27 protein-coding genes are annotated in these 26150 nt (G+C 70.0%); 15 read left to right on the plus strand and 12 right to left on the minus strand.

The window, feature by feature from the left end:
- Positions 1-196 precede the first annotated feature (196 nt).
- The 7 genes from sufB (at position 197) to M4D53_RS04655 (ending at position 6873) form a co-directional block, all read left to right on the plus strand.
- The gene (gene sufB / locus M4D53_RS04625) at positions 197-1615 is read left to right on the plus strand and encodes a Fe-S cluster assembly protein SufB (RefSeq protein WP_136052486.1); all 1419 of its coding nucleotides are present in this window, start codon (positions 197-199) and stop codon (positions 1613-1615) included.
- Positions 1616-2821, plus strand: coding sequence for a Fe-S cluster assembly protein SufD (gene sufD / locus M4D53_RS04630; RefSeq protein ID WP_259952252.1), 1206 nt, complete (start codon positions 1616-1618; stop codon positions 2819-2821). It abuts the gene before it with no gap.
- The gene (locus M4D53_RS04635; protein ID WP_025103649.1) at positions 2818-3144 is read left to right on the plus strand and encodes a non-heme iron oxygenase ferredoxin subunit; all 327 of its coding nucleotides are present in this window, start codon (positions 2818-2820) and stop codon (positions 3142-3144) included. The genes sufD and M4D53_RS04635 overlap by 4 nt, the downstream gene beginning before the upstream one ends.
- A gap of 3 nt (positions 3145-3147) precedes the next feature.
- Complete coding sequence (gene sufC, locus M4D53_RS04640; protein WP_025103648.1) at positions 3148-3918, plus strand: Fe-S cluster assembly ATPase SufC; 771 nt, start codon at positions 3148-3150, stop codon at positions 3916-3918.
- 9 nt (positions 3919-3927) lie between these two features.
- Complete coding sequence (locus M4D53_RS04645) at positions 3928-4257, plus strand: metal-sulfur cluster assembly factor (protein WP_017202280.1); 330 nt, start codon at positions 3928-3930, stop codon at positions 4255-4257.
- 94 nt (positions 4258-4351) lie between these two features.
- Positions 4352-5506, plus strand: coding sequence for a MalY/PatB family protein (locus M4D53_RS04650; protein WP_259952254.1), 1155 nt, complete (start codon positions 4352-4354; stop codon positions 5504-5506).
- Entirely contained in the window at positions 5503-6873 is a 1371-nt protein-coding gene (locus M4D53_RS04655) for an MFS transporter (protein WP_259952256.1), read from the plus strand. The genes M4D53_RS04650 and M4D53_RS04655 overlap by 4 nt, the downstream gene beginning before the upstream one ends.
- Here M4D53_RS04655 and M4D53_RS04660 read toward each other — a convergent pair.
- On the minus strand, positions 6836-7420 hold the full coding sequence (locus M4D53_RS04660) for a TetR family transcriptional regulator (RefSeq protein ID WP_187661628.1): 585 nt from the start codon (positions 7418-7420) through the stop codon (positions 6836-6838). The genes M4D53_RS04655 and M4D53_RS04660 overlap by 38 nt on opposite strands.
- 50 nt (positions 7421-7470) lie before the next feature.
- Here M4D53_RS04660 and M4D53_RS04665 point away from each other — a divergent pair, with 50 nt between their 5' ends.
- Together M4D53_RS04665 and M4D53_RS04670 are read left to right on the plus strand one after the other, a co-directional pair.
- Positions 7471-8187, plus strand: coding sequence for an energy-coupling factor ABC transporter ATP-binding protein (locus M4D53_RS04665; protein WP_259952259.1), 717 nt, complete (start codon positions 7471-7473; stop codon positions 8185-8187).
- Positions 8184-8777, plus strand: coding sequence for a CbiQ family ECF transporter T component (locus M4D53_RS04670; RefSeq protein ID WP_259952261.1), 594 nt, complete (start codon positions 8184-8186; stop codon positions 8775-8777). Before M4D53_RS04665 ends, M4D53_RS04670 begins: the two co-directional genes overlap by 4 nt.
- A gap of 3 nt (positions 8778-8780) precedes the next feature.
- On the opposite strand, the gene M4D53_RS04675 is transcribed toward M4D53_RS04670, so the two are convergent.
- From M4D53_RS04675 to M4D53_RS04690, 4 genes are all read right to left on the minus strand, one after another.
- On the minus strand, positions 8781-10091 hold the full coding sequence (locus tag M4D53_RS04675; RefSeq protein ID WP_259952262.1) for an acyltransferase family protein: 1311 nt from the start codon (positions 10089-10091) through the stop codon (positions 8781-8783).
- Between the two features lie 96 nt (positions 10092-10187).
- On the minus strand, positions 10188-10859 hold the full coding sequence (locus tag M4D53_RS04680) for a response regulator (RefSeq protein ID WP_062634324.1): 672 nt from the start codon (positions 10857-10859) through the stop codon (positions 10188-10190).
- Positions 10856-12124 carry a sensor histidine kinase gene (locus M4D53_RS04685; protein WP_259952265.1) on the minus strand — a complete coding sequence of 423 codons (1269 nt, stop codon included), beginning with the start codon at positions 12122-12124 and terminating at the stop codon, positions 10856-10858. The genes M4D53_RS04680 and M4D53_RS04685 overlap by 4 nt, the downstream gene beginning before the upstream one ends.
- 5 nt (positions 12125-12129) lie before the next feature.
- Positions 12130-12747, minus strand: a complete 618-nt coding sequence (locus M4D53_RS04690) for a DedA family protein (RefSeq protein ID WP_187664168.1) — start codon at positions 12745-12747, stop codon at positions 12130-12132.
- A gap of 164 nt (positions 12748-12911) precedes the next feature.
- Here M4D53_RS04690 and M4D53_RS04695 point away from each other — a divergent pair, with 164 nt between their 5' ends.
- The 3 genes from M4D53_RS04695 to M4D53_RS04705 all read left to right on the plus strand — a co-directional run bounded on the left by M4D53_RS04695 (position 12912) and on the right by M4D53_RS04705 (position 18570).
- Positions 12912-14510, plus strand: a complete 1599-nt coding sequence (locus M4D53_RS04695) for an ABC-F family ATP-binding cassette domain-containing protein (protein WP_210677646.1) — start codon at positions 12912-12914, stop codon at positions 14508-14510.
- Positions 14511-14532: 22 nt separating this feature from the next.
- A complete protein-coding gene (locus M4D53_RS04700; protein ID WP_259952267.1) occupies positions 14533-15135 on the plus strand; it encodes a pyridoxine/pyridoxamine 5'-phosphate oxidase in 603 nt (200 codons plus the stop codon).
- 282 nt (positions 15136-15417) lie between these two features.
- Positions 15418-18570 (plus strand): InlB B-repeat-containing protein, encoded by a 3153-nt coding sequence (locus M4D53_RS04705; protein ID WP_259952269.1) that lies wholly within the window; start codon positions 15418-15420, stop codon positions 18568-18570.
- A 14-nt stretch (positions 18571-18584) separates the two neighbouring features.
- Here M4D53_RS04705 and M4D53_RS04710 read toward each other — a convergent pair whose 3' ends face one another.
- The 4 genes from M4D53_RS04710 to M4D53_RS04725 are packed head-to-tail and all read right to left on the minus strand — an operon-like array spanning position 18585 to position 20488.
- Complete coding sequence (locus tag M4D53_RS04710) at positions 18585-19394, minus strand: SURF1 family cytochrome oxidase biogenesis protein (RefSeq protein WP_187661620.1); 810 nt, start codon at positions 19392-19394, stop codon at positions 18585-18587.
- On the minus strand, positions 19391-19585 hold the full coding sequence (locus M4D53_RS04715; protein WP_187661619.1) for a hypothetical protein: 195 nt from the start codon (positions 19583-19585) through the stop codon (positions 19391-19393). Before M4D53_RS04715 ends, M4D53_RS04710 begins: the two co-directional genes overlap by 4 nt.
- Positions 19582-19917: a DUF3099 domain-containing protein gene (locus M4D53_RS04720; protein WP_259952273.1), complete on the minus strand. Its 336-nt coding sequence runs from the start codon at positions 19915-19917 to the stop codon at positions 19582-19584. The genes M4D53_RS04715 and M4D53_RS04720 overlap by 4 nt, the downstream gene beginning before the upstream one ends.
- A 52-nt stretch (positions 19918-19969) precedes the next feature.
- Positions 19970-20488: a DUF4190 domain-containing protein gene (locus tag M4D53_RS04725; RefSeq protein WP_259952275.1), complete on the minus strand. Its 519-nt coding sequence runs from the start codon at positions 20486-20488 to the stop codon at positions 19970-19972.
- A gap of 140 nt (positions 20489-20628) precedes the next feature.
- On the opposite strand from M4D53_RS04725, the gene M4D53_RS04730 reads away from it, so the two are divergent.
- Entirely contained in the window at positions 20629-21339 is a 711-nt protein-coding gene (locus M4D53_RS04730; RefSeq protein ID WP_187661617.1) for a beta-ketoacyl-ACP reductase, read from the plus strand.
- A 16-nt stretch (positions 21340-21355) separates the two neighbouring features.
- Here the strand turns inward: M4D53_RS04730 and M4D53_RS04735 are convergent, their stop codons facing one another.
- Genes M4D53_RS04735 through M4D53_RS04745 form a run of 3 tightly spaced genes read right to left on the minus strand, consistent with a single transcriptional unit; the run spans position 21356 to position 24016 of the window.
- The gene (locus tag M4D53_RS04735) at positions 21356-22051 is read right to left on the minus strand and encodes an alpha/beta fold hydrolase (protein WP_259952284.1); all 696 of its coding nucleotides are present in this window, start codon (positions 22049-22051) and stop codon (positions 21356-21358) included.
- Between the two features lie 38 nt (positions 22052-22089).
- Complete coding sequence (gene serB / locus M4D53_RS04740; RefSeq protein ID WP_187661615.1) at positions 22090-22725, minus strand: phosphoserine phosphatase SerB; 636 nt, start codon at positions 22723-22725, stop codon at positions 22090-22092.
- 49 nt (positions 22726-22774) lie between these two features.
- Entirely contained in the window at positions 22775-24016 is a 1242-nt protein-coding gene (locus tag M4D53_RS04745) for a glucose-1-phosphate adenylyltransferase (protein WP_062634342.1), read from the minus strand.
- Between the two features lie 69 nt (positions 24017-24085).
- Between M4D53_RS04745 and glgA the strand changes: the two genes are divergently transcribed.
- Positions 24086-25270, plus strand: a complete 1185-nt coding sequence (gene glgA / locus M4D53_RS04750; RefSeq protein WP_187661613.1) for a glycogen synthase — start codon at positions 24086-24088, stop codon at positions 25268-25270.
- Positions 25271-25287: 17 nt separating this feature from the next.
- Complete coding sequence (locus M4D53_RS04755) at positions 25288-26073, plus strand: ABC transporter ATP-binding protein (RefSeq protein ID WP_187661612.1); 786 nt, start codon at positions 25288-25290, stop codon at positions 26071-26073.
- Positions 26074-26150: the final 77 nt, after the last annotated feature.

Here is a 26150-nt window from a genome sequence, read left to right on the forward strand (position 1 = left end):
CCGTCCGTCAGGCGGAACCTGTAGAATCGGATTGTTGCGATGAGCGCTGACAGCGCTGAAGCATCGTCAACAGTTTAGGCGCGATGGAAGCGCCCGTGATGAGGGCCCACCAACGGCACCCGCTCCCGCAGACTCGACGGGGATCAGGTGTGTCGGGGCGGATGACACCGTTTGGGACCTGTGAGGAGAGTGTTGCATGTCGGATGTGCTGATCGACCGCCCGGAGCTCGATGGTCTGGGGGTGTACGAATTCGGCTGGCACGATGAGGATGCCGCGGGTGCCGTCGCCAAACGCGGGATCTCCGAAGAGGTCGTCCGCGGGATCTCGGCCCTCAAGAACGAGCCGGAGTGGATGCTGAAGACCCGCCTCAAGGGCTATCAGCTCTTCGGCCGCAAGCCGATGCCGACGTGGGGCGCCGACCTCAGCGACATCGACTTCGACAACATCAAGTACTTCGTCCGCTCCACCGAGAAGCAGGCGCAGAGCTGGGAAGACCTCCCCGAGGAGATCCGCGAGACGTACGAGCGCCTGGGCATCCCCGAGGCCGAGCGTCAGCGTCTCGTCGCCGGCGTCGCCGCGCAGTACGAGTCCGAGGTCGTGTACCACCAGATCCGCGAGGACCTGGAGCAGCAGGGCGTCATCTTCATGGACACCGACACGGCGCTCCGCGAGCACCCCGAGTTCTTCGAGGAGTACTTCGGCACCGTCATCCCGGCGGGCGACAACAAGTTCGCCGCGCTGAACACCGCCGTCTGGTCGGGCGGATCGTTCGTCTACGTCCCCAAGGGCGTGCACGTCGAGATCCCGCTGCAGGCGTACTTCCGGATCAACACCGAGAACATGGGCCAGTTCGAGCGGACCCTGATCATCGCCGACGAGGACAGCTACGTCCACTACATCGAGGGCTGCACGGCCCCGATCTACAAGTCGGACTCCCTGCACTCGGCCGTCGTCGAGATCATCGTGAAGAAGAACGCCCGCGTGCGCTACACGACGATCCAGAACTGGTCGAACAACGTCTACAACCTGGTCACCAAGCGCGCCGTGGCGCACGAGGGCGCGACCATGGAGTGGGTCGACGGAAACATCGGCTCCAAGGTGACGATGAAGTACCCGTCGATCTACCTGATGGGCGAGCACGCCAAGGGCGAGACCCTCTCCGTCGCGTTCGCCGGTCCCGGCCAGCACCAGGACGCCGGCGCGAAGATGATCCACATGGCGCCGTACACGCAGTCGTCGATCGTCTCGAAGTCGATCGCGCGTGGCGGTGGCCGTGCCGGCTACCGCGGCGAGGTCCGTGTCGACGCCGCCGCCCACCACTCCGCGAACACCGTCCGGTGCGACGCGCTCCTCGTGGACACGAAGTCGCGCTCCGACACCTACCCGGCGATCGACATCCGTGTCGACGACGTGCAGCTCGGGCACGAGGCCACGGTCTCCAAGGTCAGCGAGGAGCAACTCTTCTACCTGCAGTCCCGCGGCATGCCCGAGGACGAGGCGATGGCGATGATCGTGCGCGGCTTCATCGAGCCGATCGCGCGCGAGCTGCCCATGGAGTACGCGATGGAACTGAACAAGCTCATCGAGATGGGCATGGAAGGATCGGTCGGCTAAATGGCGGCCTCGACGACAGCGCCCAGCGAGGCGCAGCACACGAACGCGCACATCGACCCGGCCGCCCAGGTGGCGGACGCGGGATTCGTCCCGGTGCAGACCCGCTCCGAGCGCCCGCACTCGTTCGACCCGGGCGACTTCGGCACGCCGACCGGTCGCGAGGTGAACTGGAAGCACACGCCGGTGGCCGCGCTCACGCCGCTGTTCCGCACCGCGGAGGGCGAGGAGGGCGTGCAGTACTCCTTCACGTCCGGCGAGCAGTACGTCGCCGCACCGCTCACGGCGGGAACCGCTCCGCGTGGCGAGGTCTTCCTCGCCGAGGACATCACGGCCGCCGTCGCGTGGCAGGGCGCCTCCGAGGCGCTGCACATCCGCATCCCGCGCGAGGAGGAGGTCGCGGTGCCGATCTTCGTGTCGCTCACGGGCACCGGAGCCGACCGCCGGGCGGATGCCCACATCGTGATCGAGGCCCTCGAGCACAGCTCCGCCACGGTGGTGCTGCAGCACAAGGGCTCGGCGCAGTACGCCCAGAACGTCGAGATCATCGTCCGTGACGGGGCGAAGCTCACGGTCGTCTCCGTGCAGCAGTGGGACGATGACGCCGTGCACGCGGCCGCCCACCAGGCGCGAGTCGCGGCCGACGCCACGCTCAAGCACTTCGTCGTGAGCTTCGGCGGCGGCGTGGTGCGCGTGAACCCGAGCGTCGAGCTCGCCGGTGCCGGCTCCGAGGGCTACCTGTACGGGCTGTCCTACGCCGACTCCGGCCAGCACCTGGAGAGCCAGGTGTACCTGCACCACAAGGGCCCGCACACGACCGGCGACGTGCTCTACAAGGGCGCGCTGCAGGGCGAGAGCGCCCACAGCGTGTGGATCGGCGACGTGCTCATCGGTGCGGATGCCACCGGCACCGACTCGTACGAGGCCAACCGCAACCTGGTGCTCACGGAGGGCGCGCGCGCCGACTCCATCCCGAACCTCGAGATCGAGACGGGCGACATCGTCGGCGCCGGGCACGCGAGTGCCACCGGCCGCTTCGACGACGAGCAGCTCTTCTATCTCCAGGCTCGCGGCATCCCGGAGGACGAGGCCCGCCGCCTGGTGGTTCTCGGCTTCCTCACCGACATCGTGCTGCGCCTTGGCATCCCCGACCTGGAGTCGGAGCTGCTGGCCGCCATCGAGGCCGAGCTCGCCGAGGTGAACGCGTGACCGCGCAGCGCGTCTGCGGCGTCTCCGAGCTGGAGCAGGACACGCCGCTACGCGTCGAGCCGGACGGTGTGCCGATCACGGTCATCAAGGACGGCGAGGGCGTCATCCACGCCATCGGCGACACCTGCACCCACGGCGACATCTCGCTGTCCGAGGGCTTCGTGGAAGGCGACACGGTGGAGTGCTGGGCTCATGGCTCGGCGTTCTCCCTGATCACCGGCAAGCCCCAGAATCTCCCCGCATATGAGCCCGTTCCGGTCTACGTCGTCGAGATCGACGGCGACGACGTGCTCATCGATCCCGCTGTGACGAAGGAAGTCTGAAGAATGTCTGTTCTCGAGATCCGCGACCTGCATGTGACGGTCGAGACCGAGGCGGGGACCACCCCGATCCTCAACGGAATCACCCTCACCATGAACACCGGTGAGACCCACGCCATCATGGGCCCCAACGGCTCCGGCAAGTCCACCCTGGCCTACACGATCGCCGGCCACCCGAAGTACACGGTCACCTCTGGCTCCATCACCTTCGACGGTGAGGACGTCCTGGCGATGAGCGTCGACGAGCGCGCCCGCGCCGGCCTGTTCCTCGCCATGCAGTACCCGGTCGAGATCCCCGGCGTGACCGTGACGAACTTCCTGCGCACCGCGAAGACCGCGCTCGACGGCGAGGCGCCCTCGATCCGGCAGTGGACCAAGGACGTCAAGGAGTCCATGGCCAACCTCCGCATGGACCCGAAGTTCGCGCAGCGCAACGTCAACGAGGGCTTCTCGGGTGGCGAGAAGAAGCGCCACGAGATCCTCCAGCTCGAGGTGCTCAAGCCGAAGTTCGCCGTGCTCGACGAGACCGACTCCGGCCTCGACGTGGACGCGCTGAAGATCGTCTCCGAGGGTGTCAACCGCGCGAAGGAGTCCACCGGTCTCGGTGTGCTGCTCATCACGCACTACACCCGGATCCTCCGCTACATCCGCCCGGACTACGTCCACGTGGTCGTCGCGGGCAAGATCGTCGAGGAGGGCGGACCCGAGCTCGCCGACCGTCTGGAGAACGAGGGCTACGACCGGTTCCTCGACCCCTCCGCTCCCATCGAGGCGTAGGCTGATCGCATGACAGCGACCCTGACGGACGAGAAGTACGACGCGGTCACCGAGGCCCTCAAGGACGTGATGGATCCTGAGCTCGGGATCAACGTCGTCGACCTCGGGCTCATCTACGACCTCGCCTGGGATGACGAGAACGACGCTCTCGTCATCCACATGACGCTGACCAGTGCGGGCTGCCCGCTCACGGATGTCCTCGAAGACCAGACGGCGCAGGCCCTGGACAACGTCGTGGACCGCTTCCGCATCAACTGGGTGTGGATGCCGCCGTGGGGACCCGAGCGGATCACGGACGACGGACGCGACATGATGCGTGCTCTCGGCTTCGCGATCTGAGCGTTCCGGTCACCTGACCACCAGACGAAGCGGGCGTGCCGGGCACGCCCGCTTCGACGTCTCCGCATCGGCGCGGAGAGAAATCGGAGGACGAATGCTGTCGGTCAAGGCCCTGCCGCTGTCGGAGCTGCGCGAGCGCACCAGCGAGAAGTGGCGGGAGTATCCCGAGGACGTGCTGCCCCTCTTCGTCGCGGAGATGGACTTCCCGCTCGCTCCGCCCATCACCGCCGCTCTGCAGCGGGCGCTGGACCTCGGGGACACCGGGTACATCGCCTCGCGGACACCGCTCGCGGAGGCCTACGCGGGTTTCGCGGAGCGCCGCTTCGGCTGGCGTCCCGACCCCGCACGGATGCGCAGCACGGCGGACGTGAGCATGGGCATCGTCGAGATCCTCCGCCGCGTCGCGCAGCCGGGGGAGCGCGTCGTCGTGACGCCTCCGGTCTACCCGCCCTTCTACGACCTCGTCGCCGAGGCGGGAGCCGAGGTGCAGCGTGTCCCGCTGCGCGACACGGGGACCGGCTGGGAGCTCGACCTCGACGGGATCCGCGCCGCCTTCGAGGACGGCGCGACGGCCATGCTCCTCTGCAACCCGCACAACCCGACCGGCACCGTGCACGATCGGGAGACGCTGTCCGCGCTGGCCGAACTGGCCGAGGAGTACGGCGCGACGATCGTCTCCGACGAGATCCATGCACCGCTCGCGCAGCCCGGCGCGGGCTTCACGCCCTTCCTCGCCACGAGCGACGCGGCAGCCCGGGTCGGCTATGCCGTCGTCAGCGCGAGCAAGGCGTTCAATCTCGCGGGACTGAAGTGCGCGCTCATGGTGACCGCCGCGGAAGAGACGTCCGCGGTCGTTCGCGACCTGCCGGTCGAGGTGGAGTGGCGGACGGGACAGTTCGGTCTGCTCGCGGCCGTCGCCGCATTCTCGGAGGAGAGCGACGCCTGGCTCGACGGCCTCCTGCGCACCCTCGACGAGAACCGCGTGCTGCTGGAAGATCTCCTCGCCCGTCACCTGCCCGCCGCCCGCTACCGCATTCCGGACGCGGGGTACCTCGCGTGGATCGACCTCTCGGCACTCGGCTGGGGCGACAATCCCGCCCGGCAGATCCTCCGCGAGGCGAAGGTCGCGTTGCACTTCGGCCCGGCCTTCGGGGAGGAAGGGGCCGGACACGTGCGGCTCAACTTCGGCACCAGCCCCGAGATCCTCACCGAGGCGATCGAGCGCATCGCCGCGCTCGTCGAGCGATGACGGCTGCGGAGCCGACCGCCACGATCTGGGACCGCAGCCGGGTCTGGGTGACTCTGGGCGCTGTCGCCCTGATCTTCCTCGCCGCGATCGAGGCCCTCGCGGTGACGACGGTCATGCCGATCGTCAGCGATGCCCTGGACGGCCAGTCGCTGTACGCCGTCGCCTTCGCGGGCACGCTCGCGACCAGCGTGATCGGGATGGTCGCGGCCGGTTCCTGGTCGGACGCGCGCGGTCCGCGCGGCGCGCTGTACGCCGCCGTCACCCTCTTCATCCTCGGCCTGCTGATCTCCGGGCTCGCGGCGACGATGCCCCAGTTCCTGATCGGACGACTGGTGCAGGGGCTCGGTGCCGGTGGCCAGACCGTCGCTCTGTACGTCGTCGTCGCGCGGCTGTATCCGCCGTACCTGCACGGGCGGGTGTTCGCGGCATTCGCGGCCGCCTGGGTGGTGCCGTCGATGATCGGGCCCTTCCTCGCGGGAGCGGTGGCGGAGTACCTCGATTGGCGATGGGCGTTCCTGGGCGTGGCGGTGCTGACCGCGATCGCGTTCTCCATGATCGCGATCCGCTTGCGCGGTGTCGACCTCGGCCGCGGGGAGCCGCAGGACCGGCGGGCGCTGCTCACGCGCCTCTCGCTCGCCGTCGTCGTCGCGGTGCTCGCGGTGGTGATCGGACTGTCCGCCGAGCTCGATCCGGCGATCGGCTGGCCGGTCGCGCTGGGAGCCGTGCTCGCGATCGGTGTCGCCGTGCTGCCCCTTCTGCCGCGACGCACGCTGCGCGCCGGCGCCGGCCTTCCCAGCGTCGTGCTCATGCGCGGCGTGGCGGCCGGCGCGTTCTTCGCCGCGGAGGCCTACATCCCGTACCTGCTCATGCGGAAGTTCGACTTCTCCGCCACCTGGGCCGGGGTCGCCCTCATGCTGGCCGCCTTCGCGTGGGCCGGTGCGTCCGCCGCGCAGGGTCGCTACGGTGAGCGGCTGGGCAACCACCGCATCACGGCTCTCAGCCTGGGAGCGTTGCTCGTGGCGATGCTCTGCGTGCTGGCCGCCGCGGCGTTCGACGCCTCCCCGATCTTCGTGATCGTCGGGTGGGCGTTCGCCGGGGGCGGCATGGGGCTGCTGTACCCGCGGCTCACCGTGCTGACCCTCGCCTACTCGGATGAGACGAACCAGGGATTCAACTCCTCGGCGCTCTCGATCTCGGACGCGACGGGTTCGGCGGTCGCGATCGCGCTGGCGGGGCTCGCCGTCGCCACTCTGGGTGGCCGGGCGGATGCGTTCGCGGTCGTGTTCGTCCTCGGCGTCGGGCTGGTGCTGCTCGCGGTGATCCCCGGGCTCAGGCTCGGGCACGCCGCGGAGTCTTCGGTGCGCTGAGCTCACCGGCGAGGGCGATCACACCGAGGTCGAACACCCGGTCCAGACCCGCCGTGACGTCGACCTCGCTGGAGGACGGGAGGGCGCCGTGACTGTCGGCGTGCATCCGCTGCTGGACGAGGGTCGCATGACCGAGCACGAAATGCAGGATCGCGGCGCCGCGGTCCTCGGCGTCCTGAGCTCCCTCCGCGCGGAGGGCCGCGACCAGAGCCTCGCGGGCGTGGGCCGAGCCCAGCTGGAGCGCGTACGTGCTGAGCACGAGCTCCGCGCCGTCGCGGTAGGCGAAGAGGGCGTCGCGGAGCGCGCGGGCAGTCGTGAGGACCCCGCCGTCTCCGGCGGGAACCCCGGCGGTGATCCGGTCGGCGAGGTCGGCGAGGAGCTCCTGCTTGTTCGCCACGTGCCAGTAGAGAGCGCTGGGCTGCACGTCGAGCCGAGCCGCGATGCGGCGCATGGAGAGGTCGGCCAGCCCCACCTCGTCGAGGAGGGAGAGGGCCGTCCGCGAGACGCTGTCCCGGTCGTGACGGGCGGGATTCGTGTCGGGACTCATGCCCCCACTATAGTGAACGGCGTTCAGGTGAACGGTGTTCAGGAGGATGAATGCGCAGGCGGCAGCCGGGGACGACCGCGACGCTCGCGGAGCCGGGAACGGTGCGTCTCGACGGCGTGGGCGTGACGGTCGACGGCCGCGTTCTGCTCGACGACGTGACGCTGGAACTCACCGCGCCGCGCATCGCCGTGATCGGTGCGAACGGCTCCGGGAAGTCGACGTTCGCCCGATTGCTGAACGGCCTCATGACGCCGACCACGGGAACGGTCACCGTCCACGGCCTCGACGCGCTCCGAGAGCGGACCGCCGTCCGCCGCCGGGTGGGCTTCGTCTTCACCGATCCGGATGCCCAGATCCTGATGCCGACCCCGGCCGAGGATCTCGCGCTGTCCCTCCGAGGGCGGCCCCGTGGGGACATCGCCGCCCGCGTGCAGGAGACGCTGGATCGGCACGGTCTCGGCGCCCACGCCGACATCCCGGCGTCGTCGCTCTCGGGAGGCCAGAAGCAGATGCTGGCCCTCGCCGCGGTGCTCCTCTCCGAGCCGGCACTGATCGTGGCGGACGAACCGACTACGCTCCTCGACCTGCGCAACGCGCGGCGGATCGGAGACCTCCTCCTGGAACAGGACGCGCAGGTGCTCATCGTCACCCACGATCTCGAGCTCGCCGCGCGCTGCGACACGGCCGTCCTCTTCGACGGCGGGCGCGTCGTCGAGCAGGGAGATCCCGAGTCGGTCATCGCGCGCTATCGCCGGTTGTGCGCGTGATCCCGTCCCGGCCGCTCGTGCCGGGGCGCCTGTCGAGGGTGCCGGCCGGACCGAAGCTGGCGGGCCTCGCCCTCGCGGCGCTCGCGATGACCCTGTTCCCGCACGGGCCGGTCAGCATCGCCGTCTGCCTCGCGGCCGTGTTCGCGCTCTACCCGATCGGAGGTGTGCCGCTCTCCGCCGCCCTGATCGAGCTGTGGCGGCTGCGTGCGGTCCTGCTCGTGCTCGCGATCGCCCTCGCCGTCTTCGTGTCTCCCGTGGCCGCCTGGATGAGCACCGGGCGGGTCGCCGCATTGCTGCTGCTCGCCGCGCTCCTCACCCTGACCACGCGCATGTCCGACCTCCTGGAGGTGCTGCAGCGCCTCCTGCGGCCGCTGCGCCGTGTCGGGGTGGACCCCGAGGCGGTGTCGATGGCGGTGTCGCTCACCCTGACGATGGTGCCCGTCGTCGCGGGCTTCGCACAGCGGGTGCGCGATGCGGAGCGCGCCCGCGGTGTGCGACTGGGTGTGCGTGGCGTGGTGCCCCTGCTCGTCATGACGCTCCGCCACGCGGACCAGGTCGGTGATGCCCTCGCCGCCCGCGGGGTCGGCTGACGGTCACGCCACGACGGCGGGGGCGGGGACGGCGCTCCCGGAGCGGCCGGCGAGCCGCAGCGCAGCCACGAGCAGCAGCACGGCGAGCGCCGCAGTGGAGACGGTCGTACCGAGGACGAGGAGCAGCACCACCGCCGTGAGCCCCACGGCGGTCCCCAGCACCAGGCGGCGGCGCGAGTCCGTCGCCGTCGGCGAGGGGTGGTTCTCGAAGCGATCGACGCGCACGGCGACCAGGGCGGTGAGGACGAGTGCCGTCACCAGCCACAGCGGGCGGGCTGCCCACCACTCCACGCTGTCGAGTGCGGGCAGGCTGAGCCCCCCGACGATCGCTGCCAGCGCTGTCGCTCCGGCCATCACCAACAGCACCGGCATGTGCCAGAGGTAGATGGTCATCGTGCGCCGGGTCACGAACGCGGTGAACGCGGCCACCGGGGTGTGCCGACTGAAGCGTCCGATCCGGTCGCGGTACAGGGAGAACAGGGTCGTGTGGATGAGCCCGACCAGCAGGAGGGCGGCTGTCGGCGGGTTGATGTTGGCGATGAGGTCGGGGGAGTACACGCCCCCGAGGAAGAGTGCGACGAGGAGCCCGAGGGAGCCGGTGCCGATCGCCACGCGGACTCCGGGCCGCAGTGCATCCACGCGTCCGTCGGCGAGGAAGAACCCGAGCTGCTGCATCGTCAGCCAGACGAAGGCGAGGTTGAGGAAACCCAGGGCGTCGTTCCCGGTCGTGGCGCGCAGCACGTCGACCGCGACGGCCGCAGCGGCGAGGAGAGCGATGGTCCGCAGCGGCGCGCGGTCGTGCAGCGCGACGAAGACGGGGAGGAGGGCCTGGCACAGCAGGAAGACCCCGAGGAACCACAGGGGCTGCCCGTACCGGAAACCCGCGACCGCGATGAGATCCGGGGAGACCCCGACGACGGTGAGCACGGCGAGAGCGATGCCGACCGCGGCGATGGTGAACAGGGCCGGACGCAGGAGCCGGTGCACCCGACCGGCCACGAAGGCGGTGGCGCTCCCGCCGCGGTCGCGGAGGCGGCGGTAGGCGAGGAGTCCGGAGAACCCTCCGATCACGAAGAAGAGCGGCATCACCTGCAGCAGCCAGCTCAGCGGCGCGATCCAGCCCGTGCCGTCGCTCGCCTTCTCGAACACCGGCCCGGACTCGGACACCGTGACCCCCACCATGACGGCGTGCAGCAGGACGACGCCGAGCACGCACAGTGCCCGGACGACGTCGATGCCGGTGTCGCGGTGGCCGGTGGGGGCGGATACGGCGGGGGCGGGGGTGCTGAGGCGTGGAGCCGCGGCGATGACCATGAGTCCTCCTGGGAACGGTGTCCTCGGAGGCTATGGACGCGGTGGTCGGCACGACATCACCCCGTGGTGCCGTCCTGACCCCTACGCAGGGGTGACTCAGGCGGAGGGTTCGACCAGACCGGTGTCGTAGGCGAGGATGACGGCGTGCACGCGGTCGCGGAGACCGAGTTTCGCGAGCACTTTGCCGACGTGGGTCTTCACGGTCTGCTCGGCGATGAACAGGTCGCCCGCGATCTCCGTGTTGGAGCGGCCCTTGCCGATGAGGACGAGCACCTCGCGCTCCCGGTCGGTGAGATCGGCGAGGGCGGTCGCTGACCTGCGTGATGCCGGCCGCCGTCCGGCGAACTGTTCGATCATCCGCCGCGTCACGCTCGGGGCGAGGAGCGCATCGCCCCCCGCCACCACGCGGACGGCATGCACGAGCTCCTCCGGGAGGGCGTCCTTGAGGAGGAAGCCGCTGGCGCCGGCGGCGAGGGCGTCGTAGACGTAGTCGTCGATGTCGAACGTGGTGAGCATGAGGATCCGCGGCACGTGCGCGGCCGGGTACGACGGGCCCAGGATGCGCCGGGTGGCCTCGATGCCGTCGAGCTCCGGCATGCGGACGTCCATGAGGATGACGTCGGGGTCGAGCCGCGCGGCGAGCGTGACGGCTTCTGCGCCGTCCGCGGCCTGACCCACCACGCGGATGCCCTCATGGGCGTCCAGCAGGGCGGCGAAGCCGGCGCGGACCATCGCCTGATCGTCGGCGATGAGCACGCTGATCGTCACGAGTTCTCCTTGTCTTCCGCCGGGGCGGTCGGGGCGGCCGCTGATGCCGCGGGGGACAGGGGCAGGGTGGCGTCGACCGTCCAGCCCCCGTCGTCGGACGGGCCGGCCGCGAGGCTCCCGCCCAGCAGCTCTGCGCGCTCGCGCATTCCCCGGAGGCCGTAGCCCCCGGTGGGGTTCTCGACCGGCTGCGGGGGTGCCGCGTTGCGCACCCGGATGTGCAGTCTGCCGGCATCGGCGTGAAGGCGGACGGTGACCCGTGCTCCGGGGGCATGGCGGACGGCGTTGCTCAGTGCCTCCTGCACGATGCGGAAGGCGGCGATCTGCACACCGGGTCCGGCGGCCGAGGCCGCCTCGATCCCCTCCAGCACGAGACCGACCTCCACGCCGGCGCGTCGGATGGTGTCGACGAGGGCCGGCACGTCGTCCAGTCCCTGCTGCGGTGCGAGCTCGGCATGCTGGTCCTCCGTGCGGAGCACCCCCAGCATGCGCCGCATCTCGGTGAGCGAGGAGCGAGCGGTGGCGGCGATGTCGTCGAACTCGGCCGCCGCGTCGGCATCGAGGTCCGCGATCCGGTAGCGTGCGGTCGACGCCTGCACCTGGATCACCGACATGCTGTGCGCCACGACGTCGTGCAGCTCCCTGGCGATACGGGTGCGCTCCTCCACGAGGGCGCGCCGCGACTCCTCCAGGGCGCTGTGCTCCTTCTCCCTGGTCAGCTCGGCCGCCACCCGCACGCGGCCGGCGACGAGGACGGCGATGAGGAACATCGCGGCGGCGACCGAGGTCGTCACGATCAGGTTGGCGGTGACGCTCCCGGAGCTCGCCGGTGTCGCGACCATGTCCGGCCGCAGCAGGGGCGCCGTCAGGGAGGTGAGTGCGCCGATCACGAGGGTGAGGGCGCCGAGTCGGGCTCCCTGCACGAAGGACATCACGCCCACGAAGAGGACGAACGCGAGCAGTGCCGGTACCGACCACGGCCACGGGGACTGGATCGCCCCCGCCGGCTCGACGAGGAGAGGGAGCAGGAAGGCGCCGGCGGCGAACACGACGATCGCGGTCCGCGGACGGGAGGGGACGAGCAGGGGAGGCCCGCACACGGCGGCACCGAGCAGGAAAGACAGCGGCAGCGGCGTGCCCGAGAGCACCGTCTGGAGCGGGACGAGGAGCGCGTACAGCACGACGACCGCCGTGGTCAGCGCCACGAGGGCGCCGGTGCGACGGCTGATCCGTGACGGGCGCGGGGTGCGCTCTCGGCGGCGTGCCATGCGTCTCATCCTGCCAGGTGCGGGACCGCCGTACGGCGGCGGCGGAGCGCGGCGATCCGGTCGATGACGATGCCGACGATCAGGGCGATGACGACGCCGATGGCGGCGCTGAGCACGGGCTGGTCGTGCAGCCAGGCACCGGCGAGCAACCCGATCGCGAGGCTGAACACGCTCCAGCTGACGCCGGCGATGAGGCTCAGCGGGAGGAACCGCCGCCAGGGGAACCCGAGCGCTCCGGCGGACATGTTCACGGCCACGCGACCGATCGGGATGTATCGCGCGCCGAGGATCAGCGTCGCGCTGCGGCGGTCGAGAGCATGCTGCGCGTAGGCGAACGCGGCAGCGACGCGAGGGCGGCGCATCCACGCGAACCTCGTGGTGCCGAGCCGGCGACCGATGAGGAACGCGATGTTGTCGCCGATCGCGGCGCCCAGGGCGGCGACCGCCCCGAGCAGCAGGATGTTGCCGTCGCCGGTGGACGCGGCGACGGCCGCCGCGGCGACGAGGACCGTCTCGCTCGGGACCGGAGGGAAGAACCCGTCGATCACGGTCACCGCGAAGAGCACCGCGTACAGCCACGGGGAGGCGATCGCCTGCAGGATGAGGTCGTTGAGGATGTCCACTCCAGCACCGTAGGCAGCGGGTGCGGGGCGGGTCATCACTCCCCGGTATCGCCTCGGTCACCCTGCAGAGGGATCTTGTCGGCGATCAGCGCCGTCGCAGCGGCATATACTGGGAGGCTGGCCGCTCGGCCATCACCCTCCTCCCGAACGAACGGACGTCCGCTGTGCTTGCCGTGCACGACCTCGAGATCCGCGTTGGCGCGCGCCTGCTGATGGAGAACGTCTCGTTCCGTGTGTCCGACGGCGACAAGATCGGCCTCGTCGGACGCAACGGTGCGGGCAAGACGACACTCACCAAGGTGCTCGCCGGCGACGTGCTGCCCTCCGGTGGTACCGTCACCCGCTCCGGTGAACTCGGCTACCTGCCGCAAGACCCGCGTTCGGGCAACCCGGAGGACCTCGCCCGTACCCGCATCCTCGACGCCCGCGGCCTCGGCCAGCTCAACCTCGGCATGACCGAGGCCTCGCTCGCGATGGGCTCGGACGACCCCGCGGTCGCGGCGAAGGCGATGAAGCGCTACGGGGCGCTCACCGAGAAGTTCGAGGCGCAGGGCGGCTACGCGGCCGAGGCCGAGGCGGCGTCGATCGCGCACAACCTCTCGCTGCCGGACCGCATCCTCGACCAGCCGCTGTCGACCCTCTCCGGTGGACAGCGCCGTCGTATCGAGCTCGCGCGCATCCTCTTCTCCGACGCCCAGACGATGATCCTCGACGAGCCGACCAACCACCTCGACGCGGACAGCGTCGTGTGGCTGCGGGAGTTCCTCAAGAACTACAAGGGCGGGTTGATCGTCATCAGCCACGACGTCGAGCTCGTCGGCGAGACCGTCAACCGCGTCTTCTACCTCGACGCCAACCGCCAGGTCATCGACATCTACAACATGAACTGGAAGAACTACCTGCGTCAGCGCGCCGCGGATGAGGAGCGCCGCAAGAAGGAGCGGGCCAACGCGGAGAAGAAGGCGACCACTCTCCAGCAGCAGGCGGCGCGCTTCGGAGCCAAGGCGTCCAAGGCGGCGGCCGCGCACCAGATGCTCGCCCGCGCGGAGAAGCTCCTGTCGGGCCTGGAAGACGTGCGTCAGGAGGACCGCGTCGCGAAGCTGCGGTTCCCGAAGCCGGCGCCCTGTGGCAAGACCCCGCTCATGGCGTCCGGACTGTCGAAGTCGTACGGCTCGCTGGAGATCTTCACCGACGTCGACCTCGCGATCGACCGTGGCTCCAAGGTCGTCGTGCTCGGACTCAACGGTGCGGGAAAGACGACGTTGCTGCGCATGCTCGCGGGCGTCGACCAGCCGGACACCGGCCAGCTCGAGCCCGGCCACGGCCTCAAGGTCGGGTACTACGCGCAGGAGCACGAGAACCTCGACGTCAGCCGCTCGGTGCTGGAGAACATGGTGTCGGCGGCCCCGCACATCACCGAGACCGAGGCGCGCAAGGTCCTCGGCTCGTTCCTGTTCACCGGCGACGACGTCCTCAAGCCGGCCGGCGTGCTCTCCGGCGGTGAGAAGACGCGACTGTCGTTGGCGACCCTCGTCGTGTCGTCCGCGAACCTGTTGCTGCTCGACGAGCCCACGAACAACCTCGACCCGGCCTCGCGCGAGGAGATCCTCGGGGCTCTGGCCCACTACGAGGGTGCCGTGGTGCTCGTGTCGCACGATCCCGGCGCGGTGCAGTCGCTGAACCCGGAGCGGGTCCTCATCCTGCCCGACGGCGTCGAGGACATCTGGAGCCAGGAGTACCAGGACCTCATCGAGCTCGCGTAGCCGGTCGTGGCATAGTCGGAGGATGGCCGAGCAGTCGATCCTTCCTCCCTCGGAGCTCGCGGTATGGTTGCGCGCGCAGCCGGCCCTCACCGGCACGGCTCCACCGCTGCGCCTCGCTGACCTCCCCGACGATCCGGTGCCGCTCTTCCGCGACTGGCTCCGCACGGCGGCCGCAGACGGCGTTCCGGAACCGCACGCCGCGACCCTCGCGACCGTCGACGCGGACGGTCTGCCGGACGCGCGCACGCTGATCCTCAAGGATGTGGACGCGCGTGGCTGGGCGTTCGCCGGAGCACGGTCCTCACGGAAGGCCACGCAGCTCGAGGCGCGTCCGGCCGCGGCCCTGAATCTCTGGTGGCAGCCGCAGCGACGCGCGGTGCGGGTGCGGGGAACCGTGGAGGAGGCGTCCCCGGCGGAGAGCGACGCCGACCTCGCTGCCCGCTCCGAGGACGCACGCGCCGGTCTCCAGCCGGGGGACTGGGTGCTGTGGCGTGTCGTGCCGACGCGAGTCGAGTTCTGGCAGGGCTCCCCGGATCGAAACCACACCCGGATCGTCTACCGCCGCGTCGAGGGCCGATGGCAGCACACCGCCACCGGCGCCGATCCCAGCTCCAGCGATCGATAACGCTCCGCCCCATCACTCGGACGGCACGTTTTCGATCCCGCACCGTCGTCTCGCGCGGGATCGAAAACGCGCCCCCGGTTGCTTACGAACGCCCGTTTTCGATCCCGTAGCAGCGGGGACACCCGTGCGGGATCGGAAAGGTGCCTGGAAGCGTGCGGGGAGGAGCGTTTTCGAGCTTCGCCGGGGGGAGGGGGCAGGGTGAGGGCGGGGGTGAGAGGGGCTGGAACCGGGGGGAACGGAGTGGCACACTGTAGCGATCTGCTCGTCGGAGGGGGACGACACATGCGCATGGCACGACGACGGGCTCTCGCGGCCACGCTGGCAGTCCTCCTCGGAGTCGGGGGCGCCGTCGTCACCGCGGCTCCGGCTCTCGCGGCCGCCCCGGTCGGCGGGCCGACGACCCCGGGCATCTGGGGGTATCACACCGTCACGTTCGAGTCCCTCGGCAGCACCGTGGCTGAGGTCGCCGTCGTCTCCGGAGGGCTGGCTCCTCGGCAGCCGGCGCCCACCTCCGCGGAGGGACCGTTCGACGGCTGGGTCACGGGACCTCCCGGCGCCGAGGAGCCGTTCCGGTTCGAGAGCACCGTCATCACGACGGACCTCGTCGTCCGGGCGACGTTCGCCGACACGCGGATCGTGCAGTTCCTCGCCGGTCCCGCGGGAGAGGACGCCGACCGCATCATCGATGCCGACGAGGTGCGAGACGGCGAGCCGTTGGGGGAGATCGCACCGGATGTCGCCGAGGTCCCGGACGGGCAGGTGTTCACGGGGGAGTGGTACCGGGAGGACGACCCGACCCGGACGCCCTACGATTTCGCTGCTCCTGTCACGGAGAACTTCCGGCTGGTGCCGATCCTCGTCTCCGGCTTCGCGGTGTCGTTCGTGACCGACGGCACTGCCGTGTCCCCCGAGTTCGTCGTCGAGCCCGATACGACCTTCACCGCGGCGGACCTCGCGGCCATCCCGCCGCCGACGAGGACCGGGTACACGTTCACCCAGTGGTGGGCGGATGCGGCGCGCGCGCAACCCGTCGATCTCCCGCTGACGGATACCGCGACGCTCTATGCCGGCTGGCAGGGGCAGGACGTCGAGTACCACGTCAGCTACTGGCTCGAGAAGCCGAACGTGGTCCCGGAGTCGTACCCGGCGCCGGTGTTCACGGCCGCGGGAGCGACGCCGCCCGCGTGGACCGACGCGGACGGGAGGCTCAGCGACGCGCAGTTGGCGGACCCGGCGAACTTCCTCTTCCTCGACGACATCGCGTCGACCGCGACCGCGGGTTCCACCGTCGGGGGCCCGACCGTGAAGGGTGACCTCCCGACGCCCATCAAGGAGCTCGTGCGCGCGCAGCTCGACCCCGCCGTCGTGCAGTCGGATCCGCTGACATTCGCCGACCTGGCGGTGAGCCAACAGGATGTCACGGTGCAGGGAGACGGATCGACGGTGGTGAACGTCTACCTGACGCGGTCGCTGTGGCGGACGGACTTCCGACTCATCGCCCCGGGAAGCTCGGCGAACGTGCCCGCGGCGTGCGCCGCAGCAGGCACCTACGACATCACCATGGACGTCGGCGGCGCCACGTACTTCGCCTCGACGGTGTCCGGTGGCGCGCAGCTCCTCGGCACGCTCTCGGTCCGCGAGAAGATCGGTTTCGACATGCAGGCCGCGGGCGTGGCGCCGGTGCCGTTGTCGCAGACGGACGGCTCCGGCCTGATCACCGCCTACGACGCCGGGACCGAGAACCAGAGCTGCGTCCTCCGCGGCTGGGGGCCGCAGCAGTTCACCCCTCTGATCTTCACCGCGGTCTACACCGGTGCCGGGGCGGACACCGGTTCCGTCGATCTCGCGAACCGCACGACGACGATGACCGGGAAGATGGCTGCCGCGCGCACCCAGAACCTCACGCAACGATTCGAGTACGCGGAAGAGCTGGACCAGGGGCAGCCCGCTCCGGACGCCGTGCTCGGGCCGGACGGCGTACCGAACGATCCGTTGCGGGTGGAGACGCTGTACGCCAACAACAAGACCGCTGTCCGTGCCTCCGTGCCCTCCGGCCATCAGGTCTTCGGTCAGTACCGCAGCGCGTGGTACTGGGCCTCGAACGGCGATCGGCAGGTCGCCAGCGTCATCGACGGCTTCACGTCGTACGTGGGCTATGGCGCGGGGACGAACACGCAGGGCAACTACTTCCAGCTCGACCAGGCGTCGGGTCATCTGTATCAGCTCAACAACAGCGGGAACGTCAACGACCGGTACCGCTACCAGTTCTACAGCCGCAACACCTACACGCTCAGCTTCGTGACCGGAGGGGGCACAGCCATCCCCGCCGTCACAGGCATCCCCTTCGAGACCGCGCTCGAGCCCTCGGCACCCGCCGCCCCGACCCGTGGTCGCGATGTCTTCCTCGGCTGGTACACCGACTCCCAGTTCAACGTGCCGTTCACGTTCGACGGAGCGACGATGCCCGCCAGCAACCTCGTGCTCTACGCGCGGTGGCTGACGGATCCGCATACCGTCCGGTTCTACGACCACCCGTCCAGCCCGGAGCCCATCGACGATCTGACGCAGACGGTGGAGGACCAGGGGATGGCGACCACTCCGGATCCGTTGCCCCCGCTACCGGACGGCCAGACGTTCCTCGGCTGGTACCAGCGGACGACAGCAGGCTTCTTCGTACCGTATGACTTCGACACGCCGGTCGGCGCCGACCTCGATCTCTACGCCCGGTGGCAGCAGCCGGAGGCCGCTCCCTTCACCCTCCGCTATGACGGGGACGGCAACACCGGCGGCACCGTACCGACGGATCCTCTCGGCTACGACGCCGGATCGAGCGCGATCGTCGTGGACGGAGCGGGACTGACCCGGGACGACGAGGTCTTCGTCGGCTGGCGTATCGCGACGATCGCGGTGGCGCGCATCATCACGAGCCCCGTAGCGGCCGACGGGCTCTTCCAGGCTGGACGCACGGTGCGCTTCGCCGGACGGGACATCACGCTCACCGCCGTGTACGCCGATCCGTCTCCCTCGTTCGCCGTGACCTTCCGTGAGAACGGCGGGGCCGACGGCACCGTCACCTGGGAAGGGCCTCCGGAGGCATCGATCACCTATCCCGGAGCATTCGACCTGCTCTTCAGAGGACCCGGGACCACGTTCCTCGGATGGTCGACGTCCGCGGACGCGACGGTCGCCGATCCGGCGTTCGACCGGCTCAGCATCTCTGCGCTCACCGGCGACCTCGTCCTTTACGCCGTCTGGGAGGATGCCCCCGCGCCGCCGTCGCCGACGCCGCCCTCGAGCGGCTCCGGAACGGAGCCCGGTGGCGGTCATCTTCCCCGCACCGGAGGGGACCCATGGGGCACGTTGCTCCTCGGAGCCCTCCTGTTCGCCACGGGGATCGTGGCGATGACGGCCCGGCGCCGGAGGCATCGGGGCTGACAACGCAGGCGAGGTCAGCGGGCGTCGAGAAGTTCGTCCTCGACGTCCGCGTCGCGGTCGCGCCGCTTCGTGACCTTCACCGGTGCCGGTTTCCCCTCGACGTCTTCGCGGTGCTTCACGATCTCGGTCCGGATGATGTACCCGATGAAGATGAAGCCCATGATGGCGAACAGGATCCACTGGATCGCATAGGACAGGTGCGGCCCCGGGTCGTCGGTCGGGGACTCGAAACCGCCCAGCGCCGCATCCGCGGCGGGCTGCTCCTCGACCAGGCGCCCGTAGGCGCCGGTGATGACGTCGTCTCCGACGAGGTCCCCGATGGAGGGGAGGTGGATGGTGGGCACCTGGCCCTCCGGAGCCCCTCGCCCGGATGCGGGAAGCGGCTCGCCCGGGCGGAGCCGGACGGTCACCGTGACCTCACCAGAAGGCGGAGAGGGAACCGTGTCCGGGAGCTCGCCCTCGCCCGGGGGCACCCAGCCGCGGTCGACGATGAGCACACGGCCGTCCGCGTCCCGGAAGGGGACAAGAACCTCGAACGCACTCGTGCCTCCGTGCGGACGGTTGCGAACCAGGAGCTGCTCGTCGGCGAGGTACTCGCCCTGCAGCGTGACCGGCCGCCATTCGTCTGCGGGGTCGAGGTCGTCCTCGGCGACGACGTCCGCGAGCGGGACGGCGGGCGCATCGTAGTTCTGCTCCACGAGCGCGATCTGCTCGGCCCGGGACTCGTTCCGCTCGAACTGCCAGTTCGACAGGAAGACGCACGCGATCGCGAAGCCGATGGCGATGAGGACGTACACACCCCAGCGGGTCAGGCGGTTGCTCATGAGGGCACCCCGTCTCGCACCGTCACCGGGAAGTCCCGCGCGGCCAGGTAGTCATGGAGGAAGTCGACGTGCTCATCGCACGCCAGCCAGATCTTCTCGCGGTCGGCGGTGTGGATGCGCGGATTGCGCCAGACGACCTGCCTCGTGGCCGCGCTCCGGCATCCGGCGCGCGAGCAGATGAGTTCGCTCATCGTTCCGTGCGGCCTTCGCGGATGGTGATGACGTCAGGGGCGATCTCCGGAGCGGGCGCCGGAGCGTCGATCTCGCGCATCGGCGACTCGGCTGCCGTCTCCGTGCTGTCGCTGCCGGCGTTGGCGAAGACCACGGCGATGTAAGGGAGGACCGCAGCGGCCAGCGCGAACACCCATGTCCACCAGCCGAACGGCTGCACGAAGAACATCAGCCCGAAGCACACGATGCGGATCGTCATCGTCAGGGCGTATCGACGCACACGGTGGTCACCCTCATCCCGCGGGGACTGCGGCAGTGAGGTGACGGCCGGTACTCGACGTGCGTTCTTCACGATGGTTCCAGCCTACGCCGCCGCAGCGACATCGGCATGCCCGCGAGAAGCGTCAGTTCGCGAAGACGAAGGGCAGGGTGAAGGCGCCGAACACCACGAGGCTGATGAGCGTCGAGACGATCGTGAAGACGAGCACGCCGATCATCAGGTAGCCGAGGATGAGTCCGGCGATCGCCATGCCGCGTCCGCCGAGACCGGGAGTGCGCCGGATCTGCCCGAGTGCCATGTGCCCGGTGATCGCGGCCGCGATCGAGGCGAGCATCGGCACGATCGCCCAGAACAGCACGACACCGGCGATGCCGCAGACGAGCGAGGTGATCGCGAGCCCGCTGGACGGCCGTGCGGGCGGCGCCCCGTACGGCTGCGGGGCCGAGTACTGCTGCGGGGCGGGGTACTGCTGCGGGGCCGAGTACTGCTGCGGGGCCGAGTACTGCTGAGGTGGCGAGTACTGCTGCGGTGCGACGTTGGTCGGCGGTGCGGGCGGCATTCCCGGATACGCAGGGGACGAGCCGGGCGCCGGCGGGATCGCCGGGGGCTCGACAGACGGACCGGGGATACGGGGATCGCTCACGCTGCTGCCTTTCGTCGCCCTCAGCGTCCCAGGAGGGTCTTCGTCTGTCAAACGGCCGTCGTGAACCCGGACCGGCAACGTCGCTAGGATCGATCACGGCCCGGAACCCCGGCCCTCGATCCCAGACCCAGGAGTGTCCCATGAGCGCGGAGCGCGTCGTCCTCGTCACCGGAGGCAATCGCGGCATCGGCCGTGCCATCGCCGAGCGCTTCGTGCGTGAGGGATACCGGGTGGCGGTCACCGCCCGGAGCGGCGAAGGTCCGGAGGGCACCCTCACGGTGCGCGCGGATGTCACGGACGCCGCCGCACTCGACGCGGCTTTCACCGAGGTGGAGCAGCAGCTCGGCCCGGTGGAGATCGTCGTCGCCAACGCCGGCATCACCAAGGACACCCTGCTCATGCGCATGAGCGAGGACGACTTCGACAGCGTCATCGCGACCAACCTCGGCGGCACGTTCCGGGTCGTCAAGCGTGCCTCGAAGGGCATGCTGCGCGCGCGGTTCGGACGGGTGATCCTCATTTCCAGCGTCGTGGGCCTCTACGGCTCCGCGGGGCAGACGAACTATGCCGCTTCGAAGAGCGCGCTCGTCGGCTTCGCCCGCTCCCTCACGCGCGAGCTCGGCGGACGCGGAATCACGGCCAACGTCGTGGCGCCCGGGTTCATCGAGACCGACATGACCGCAGAGCTCCCCGAGGAGACGCAGAAGCAGTACAAGGCGAACATCCCTGCCGGCCGGTTCGCGACGCCGGACGAGGTCGCGGGCGTCGTGACCTGGCTGGCGAGCGACGACGCCGGCTACATCTCCGGCGCTGTCATCCCGGTCGACGGCGGTCTCGGCATGGGGCACTGACCCCGGGCCCTCGCGGTCAGCGGTCGATCGCACGCACGAGGAGCTCGCCGAGACGTTCCGGCGCGGAGAACTGCGGCCAGTGTCCGGACCCGATCCGGACGACCTCGGCATCGTCGATCGCCCGGTACTCCGTCGCGTACGGGCCCCACTGGCTGATCACCTCGTCGAACGACGTCTGGTCCAGTCCTCCCATCAGCAGGGAGACCGGGATCCCATGCCGAGCGGGGTTGCGCAGCGCGAGTTCGCCGGTCGGGACCCGAGCGGGGATGCTGTGTGTGAGGAGGCTCGTCCGCGCCCTGGTCTCGTCGTCCAGGTCATGCACGTCCTCGTCGGGGAAGAAGCCCCAGCCGGGGAAGGCGACGACGCCGTCCTGCACCGGGAACTCGCTGATGCCGGAGCCCGGGGGCGGCGGGACGGTGTCGACGAAGACGACCCGTGCCACGCGGTCCGGGCGTGCGTCGGCGACGCCCCAGGCGACATTGCCTCCGCCACTGTGTCCGACGACCACGACGTCGCCCTCCGTGGCGTCCACGGCGGCGACCGCGAACGCCACCCAGTCATCGATCCCGATGCCTGCTGCCGCCTCCGCGGTGGCGTCGAGTCCGGGCAAGGTCAGTGGGTGCGCGCGGTGTCCCGCCTTCTCGAGAGCGGGCACGACGTCGTCCCAGCTCGATGCGTCGAGCCAGAGACCGGGGATGAGGATGATGTCCATGACCCGACGGTAGACCCGGCCACGGACATCGTCGAGGGTCAGGGGAGCAGAGGGATGACCGTTCCGAGGTCGACAGGGCCGATGACCAGGCTCGCCGATTCCCGGACGGCGGGCTTGGCGTTGAACGCGAGCCCCAGGCCGGCGACCGCCATCATCGGGAGGTCGTTGGCGCCATCGCCGATCGCGATGGTCGCGTGCCGTGCCACGCCGAGCTCCTCCGCCCAGGTGCGCAGCCAGAAGGCCTTGGCCGCCCCGTCGACGATGTCGCCGTCCACCTCGCCCGTCAGTGCACCGTCGGCCACGGACAGACGGTTGGCACGCCAGCGGTCGACACCGAGCCCCGGCGCGACGTCGTCGAGGATCTCGTGGAACCCGCCCGAGACCACGCCGACCACCCCGCCTCGGGCGTGGACGGCGGCGGTGAGCTCGCGGACACCGGGGGTGGGCTCGACGCGGGCGCGGACCCGGGCGAACGCCTCGACGGGTACGCCCGCGAGAGCCGCCACTCGGGAGCGGAGACTGGTCGCGAAGTCGATCTCACCGCGCATCGCGGCTTCGGTGGCCGCCTGCACCTCGGCGCGGCGACCCGCTTCCTCCGCGAGGAGCTCGATCACCTCGTTCCGGATGAGCGTGGAATCGGCATCGAGGACGACGAGGAATCGCGCGGTGGTCACGCCATCGAGCCTAGCGACCGGAGTCCGGGGCTCGGCACCGCTCGACGCCTCAGCGCTCGATGAACACGCCCTTGCCGACGACCGTGATCCCCGATTCCGTGACCGTGAACCCGCGGGCGAGGTCCCGTTCGCGGTCGACCCCGACCGTCGCCCCGTCGGCGAGGACGACGTTCTTGTCGAGGATCGCCCGATGCACGCGTGCGCCCTGGCCGACGTGGACGTGATCGAACACCACGGAGTCCGTGATGGTCGACCCGCCGCCGGCGAGCGTCCACGGGCCCACGACGCTGCGCTCGAGGTGCGTGCCGGAGAGCACCGACCCCAGCGACACGATCGAGTCGATCGCGTTCCCGATCCGTCCCACGGAGTCGCGGACGAACTTCGCCGGCGGGGAGTTGACCGCCTGCGAGTGGATCGGCCACTCCATGTTGTAGAGGTTGAAGATCGGGAGGGTCGAGATCAGGTCCCGGTGCGCGTCGAAGAACGAGTCGATCGTTCCCACGTCGCGCCAGTAGGAGCGGTCGCGTGGCGACGAGCCAGGGACCTCGTTCTGCTTCATGTCGTAGTAGCCGGCCTCGCCGCGGTCGACGAAGTACGGGACGATGTCGCCACCCATGTCGTGGCTCGACGTCGGCAGCTCTCCATCCGCCTCGACCGCCGCGATGAGGGCGTCCGTGTCGAAGATGTAGTTGCCCATGGAGGCCAGGACTTCGTGCGGGGAGTCCGCAAGACCCGTGGCGTCGGTCGGCTTCTCCAGGAACTGCCGGATGCGCCCGGACTCCGGGTCGGCGTCGATGACCCCGAACTGCGACGCCAGGGCGAGGGGCTGGCGGATGCCCGCCACCGTCGCCTTCGCGCCGGACTCGATGTGCGCCTCGAGCATCTGACGGAAGTCCATCCGATAGACGTGGTCGGCGCCGATGACGACGACGATGTCCGGCTTCTCGTCGTTGATGAGGTTCATGCTCTGCAGGATCGCGTCGGCGGAGCCGGAGAACCACCGCTTGCCGAGGCGCTGCTGGGCGGGGACGGACGCGACGTAGGAGTCGAGGAGGGCCGACATCCGCCACGTCTGCGAGATGTGCCGGTCGAGACTGTGCGACTTGTACTGGGTCAGCACGACGATCTGTCTCAGCCCGGAGTTGATGAGGTTCGAGATGGCGAAGTCGATCAGGCGGTACTGCCCGCCGAACGGGACGGCAGGTTTCGCGCGGTCGGCCGTCAGCGGCATGAGTCGCTTGCCCTCGCCGCCGGCGAGGATGATCCCGAAGACCTTCTTTGGAGCGGACATGGCTCCACCATAGATGCGGTTCGGCGCGGGGAACTAGCATCTGGACAACCCGCTCGATAGCGTCTAGGCATGCGAGTCGAGATGATCACCAAGGAGTATCCGCCGGAGATCTACGGAGGCGCGGGTGTACACGTCGCCGAGCTCGTCTCCGCGCTGCGTCGTGACATCGACGTGACGGTGCGCGCGTTCGGTGCGCCGCGCGATGAGGACGGCACCTTCGCCTACCGTGCCCCGGAGAGCCTCGCCGCCGCCAACCCGGCTCTGCAGACCCTCGGCACGGACCTGGAGATCGTGTCGGCCATCGCGGGCGCCGACGTCGTGCACAGCCACACCTGGTACGCGAACTTCGCCGGCCATCTCGCCTCCCAGCTCCACGGCATCCCGCACGTGCTCACGGCGCACAGCCTCGAACCGCTCCGGCCGTGGAAGGCCGAACAGCTCGGGGGCGGCTACGCCGTCTCGAGCGGGATCGAGAAGCTCGCCTACGAGAACGCCGCCGCGGTGATCGCGGTGAGCGCCGGCATGCGCGCCGACATCCTGCGCAGCTACCCGCAGGTCGACCCCGCACGGGTCCGCGTGATCCACAACGGCATCGACGTGGAGCGGTGGCGTCCTGTGCACGACCCCGCCTTCCTCTCCTCGATCGGCATGGACCCTGACCGTCCCTCGGTGGTCTTCGTCGGCCGCATCACGCGGCAGAAGGGGCTGCCGTACCTCCTGCAGGCAGCGCGGTTGCTGCCTCCGGAGGTCCAGCTGATCCTGTGCGCCGGAGCGCCGGACACCCCGGAGATCATGGCGGAGGTGCAGGAGGGGGTGCGGCTGCTGCAGCAGACCCGCGAGGGTGTGGTGTGGATCGAGCGGATGCTGCCGCGCGATGAGCTGTCGGCGATCCTGGCCGCGGCGACCACGTTCGTCTGCCCGTCCGTCTACGAGCCCCTCGGGATCGTGAACCTCGAGGCGATGGCCTGCGGAGCGGCCGTCGTGGGGACCGCGACCGGCGGAATCCCGGAGGTCGTCGACGACGGCGTGACGGGCCGGCTGGTCCCGATCGAGCAGGTACAGGACGGCACGGGCACACCCACCGATCCCGACCGCTTCGTCGCCGATCTCGCGGCGGTCCTGACCGAGGTCACCTCGGATCCGGCGCGGGCTCAGGAGTACGGGGAGGCCGGTCGGGAGCGTGCCCGCGCGCAGTTCAGCTGGGGTGCGATCGCCGACGAGACCCGCGCGCTCTACGCAGAGCTGTCCGCCTGAGCCGATAGGCTTTCGGTATGCCGATCGCTCTGGAGTTCACCGACGTCGTCGTGCGCCGAGAGGGGCGCAACATCATCGATCACGTGACCTGGCAGGTCTCGGACGATCAGCGATGGGTGATCCTCGGGCCGAACGGGGCGGGCAAGACGACCCTGCTGCAGCTCGCCGACACCTTGATGCATCCCACCTCTGGCACCGTCACCGTCCTCGGCGAGACGCTCGGACGCGCGGACGTCTTCGAGATCCGACCCCGGATCGGGTTCGCCTCGACGGCCATGGCCAAGCGCATCCCGCGCGACGAGACGGTTCTCAACACGGTCCTCACGGCGGCGTACTCCGTGCTCGGCCGCTGGAACGAGAGCTACGAGGACATCGATGAGCGGCGCGCACTGCGGGTGCTGGGGGACTGGCGTCTCGCGCACCTCGCCGACCGCACGTTCGGCACGCTGAGCGACGGCGAGCAGAAGCGCGTGCAGATCGCCCGCGCGGTCATGACCGACCCCGAGCTGCTGCTGCTCGACGAGCCGACGGCCTCGCTCGATCTCGGGTCGCGTGAGGAGTTGCTGGCGCTGCTGGGCGGCTACGCCTCCGCTCCGACGACGCCCGCGATGCTCATGGTGACCCATCACGTCGAGGAGATCCCGGTCGGGTTCACGCACGTGCTGCTGATCCGCGACGGGGCCGTGGTGGCGGCGGGCCCGATCGCCGAGACGCTCACCGCTGATGCCCTCGGCGAGACCTTCGGCATGCCGATCGCGCTCAGCAGCGAGGACGGACGCTACTCCGCCCGCGCCGCCTCCTGAGCTCGGTTCCGATGGGTTACTGAGCTCGGCCCCGATGGGTTACTGAGCTCGGTTCCTATGGGTTACTGAGCTCGGTT

The sequence above is a fragment of the Microbacterium meiriae genome (assembly GCF_025143875.1).
GTDB classification, from domain to species: domain Bacteria; phylum Actinomycetota; class Actinomycetes; order Actinomycetales; family Microbacteriaceae; genus Microbacterium; species Microbacterium meiriae.

What these genes read in the sequence shown, in the direction of transcription:
- sufB (WP_136052486.1), top strand. Translation starts at nt 197, where the DNA reads ATGTCGGATGTGCTGATCGACCGCCCGGAGCTCGATGGTCTGGGGGTG.
- sufD (WP_259952252.1), top strand. Translation starts at nt 1,616, where the DNA reads ATGGCGGCCTCGACGACAGCGCCCAGCGAGGCGCAGCACACGAACGCG.
- sufC (WP_025103648.1), top strand. Translation starts at nt 3,148, where the DNA reads ATGTCTGTTCTCGAGATCCGCGACCTGCATGTGACGGTCGAGACCGAG.
- M4D53_RS04645 (WP_017202280.1), top strand. Translation starts at nt 3,928, where the DNA reads ATGACAGCGACCCTGACGGACGAGAAGTACGACGCGGTCACCGAGGCC.
- M4D53_RS04650 (WP_259952254.1), top strand. Translation starts at nt 4,352, where the DNA reads ATGCTGTCGGTCAAGGCCCTGCCGCTGTCGGAGCTGCGCGAGCGCACC.
- M4D53_RS04655 (WP_259952256.1), top strand. Translation starts at nt 5,503, where the DNA reads ATGACGGCTGCGGAGCCGACCGCCACGATCTGGGACCGCAGCCGGGTC.
- M4D53_RS04660 (WP_187661628.1), bottom strand. Translation starts at nt 7,420, where the DNA reads ATGAGTCCCGACACGAATCCCGCCCGTCACGACCGGGACAGCGTCTCG.
- M4D53_RS04665 (WP_259952259.1), top strand. Translation starts at nt 7,471, where the DNA reads ATGCGCAGGCGGCAGCCGGGGACGACCGCGACGCTCGCGGAGCCGGGA.
- M4D53_RS04675 (WP_259952262.1), bottom strand. Translation starts at nt 10,091, where the DNA reads ATGGTCATCGCCGCGGCTCCACGCCTCAGCACCCCCGCCCCCGCCGTA.
- M4D53_RS04685 (WP_259952265.1), bottom strand. Translation starts at nt 12,124, where the DNA reads ATGGCACGCCGCCGAGAGCGCACCCCGCGCCCGTCACGGATCAGCCGT.
- M4D53_RS04700 (WP_259952267.1), top strand. Translation starts at nt 14,533, where the DNA reads ATGGCCGAGCAGTCGATCCTTCCTCCCTCGGAGCTCGCGGTATGGTTG.
- M4D53_RS04705 (WP_259952269.1), top strand. Translation starts at nt 15,418, where the DNA reads ATGCGCATGGCACGACGACGGGCTCTCGCGGCCACGCTGGCAGTCCTC.
- M4D53_RS04710 (WP_187661620.1), bottom strand. Translation starts at nt 19,394, where the DNA reads ATGAGCAACCGCCTGACCCGCTGGGGTGTGTACGTCCTCATCGCCATC.
- M4D53_RS04715 (WP_187661619.1), bottom strand. Translation starts at nt 19,585, where the DNA reads ATGAGCGAACTCATCTGCTCGCGCGCCGGATGCCGGAGCGCGGCCACG.
- M4D53_RS04730 (WP_187661617.1), top strand. Translation starts at nt 20,629, where the DNA reads ATGAGCGCGGAGCGCGTCGTCCTCGTCACCGGAGGCAATCGCGGCATC.
- M4D53_RS04735 (WP_259952284.1), bottom strand. Translation starts at nt 22,051, where the DNA reads ATGGACATCATCCTCATCCCCGGTCTCTGGCTCGACGCATCGAGCTGG.
- M4D53_RS04745 (WP_062634342.1), bottom strand. Translation starts at nt 24,016, where the DNA reads ATGTCCGCTCCAAAGAAGGTCTTCGGGATCATCCTCGCCGGCGGCGAG.
- glgA (WP_187661613.1), top strand. Translation starts at nt 24,086, where the DNA reads ATGCGAGTCGAGATGATCACCAAGGAGTATCCGCCGGAGATCTACGGA.
- M4D53_RS04755 (WP_187661612.1), top strand. Translation starts at nt 25,288, where the DNA reads ATGCCGATCGCTCTGGAGTTCACCGACGTCGTCGTGCGCCGAGAGGGG.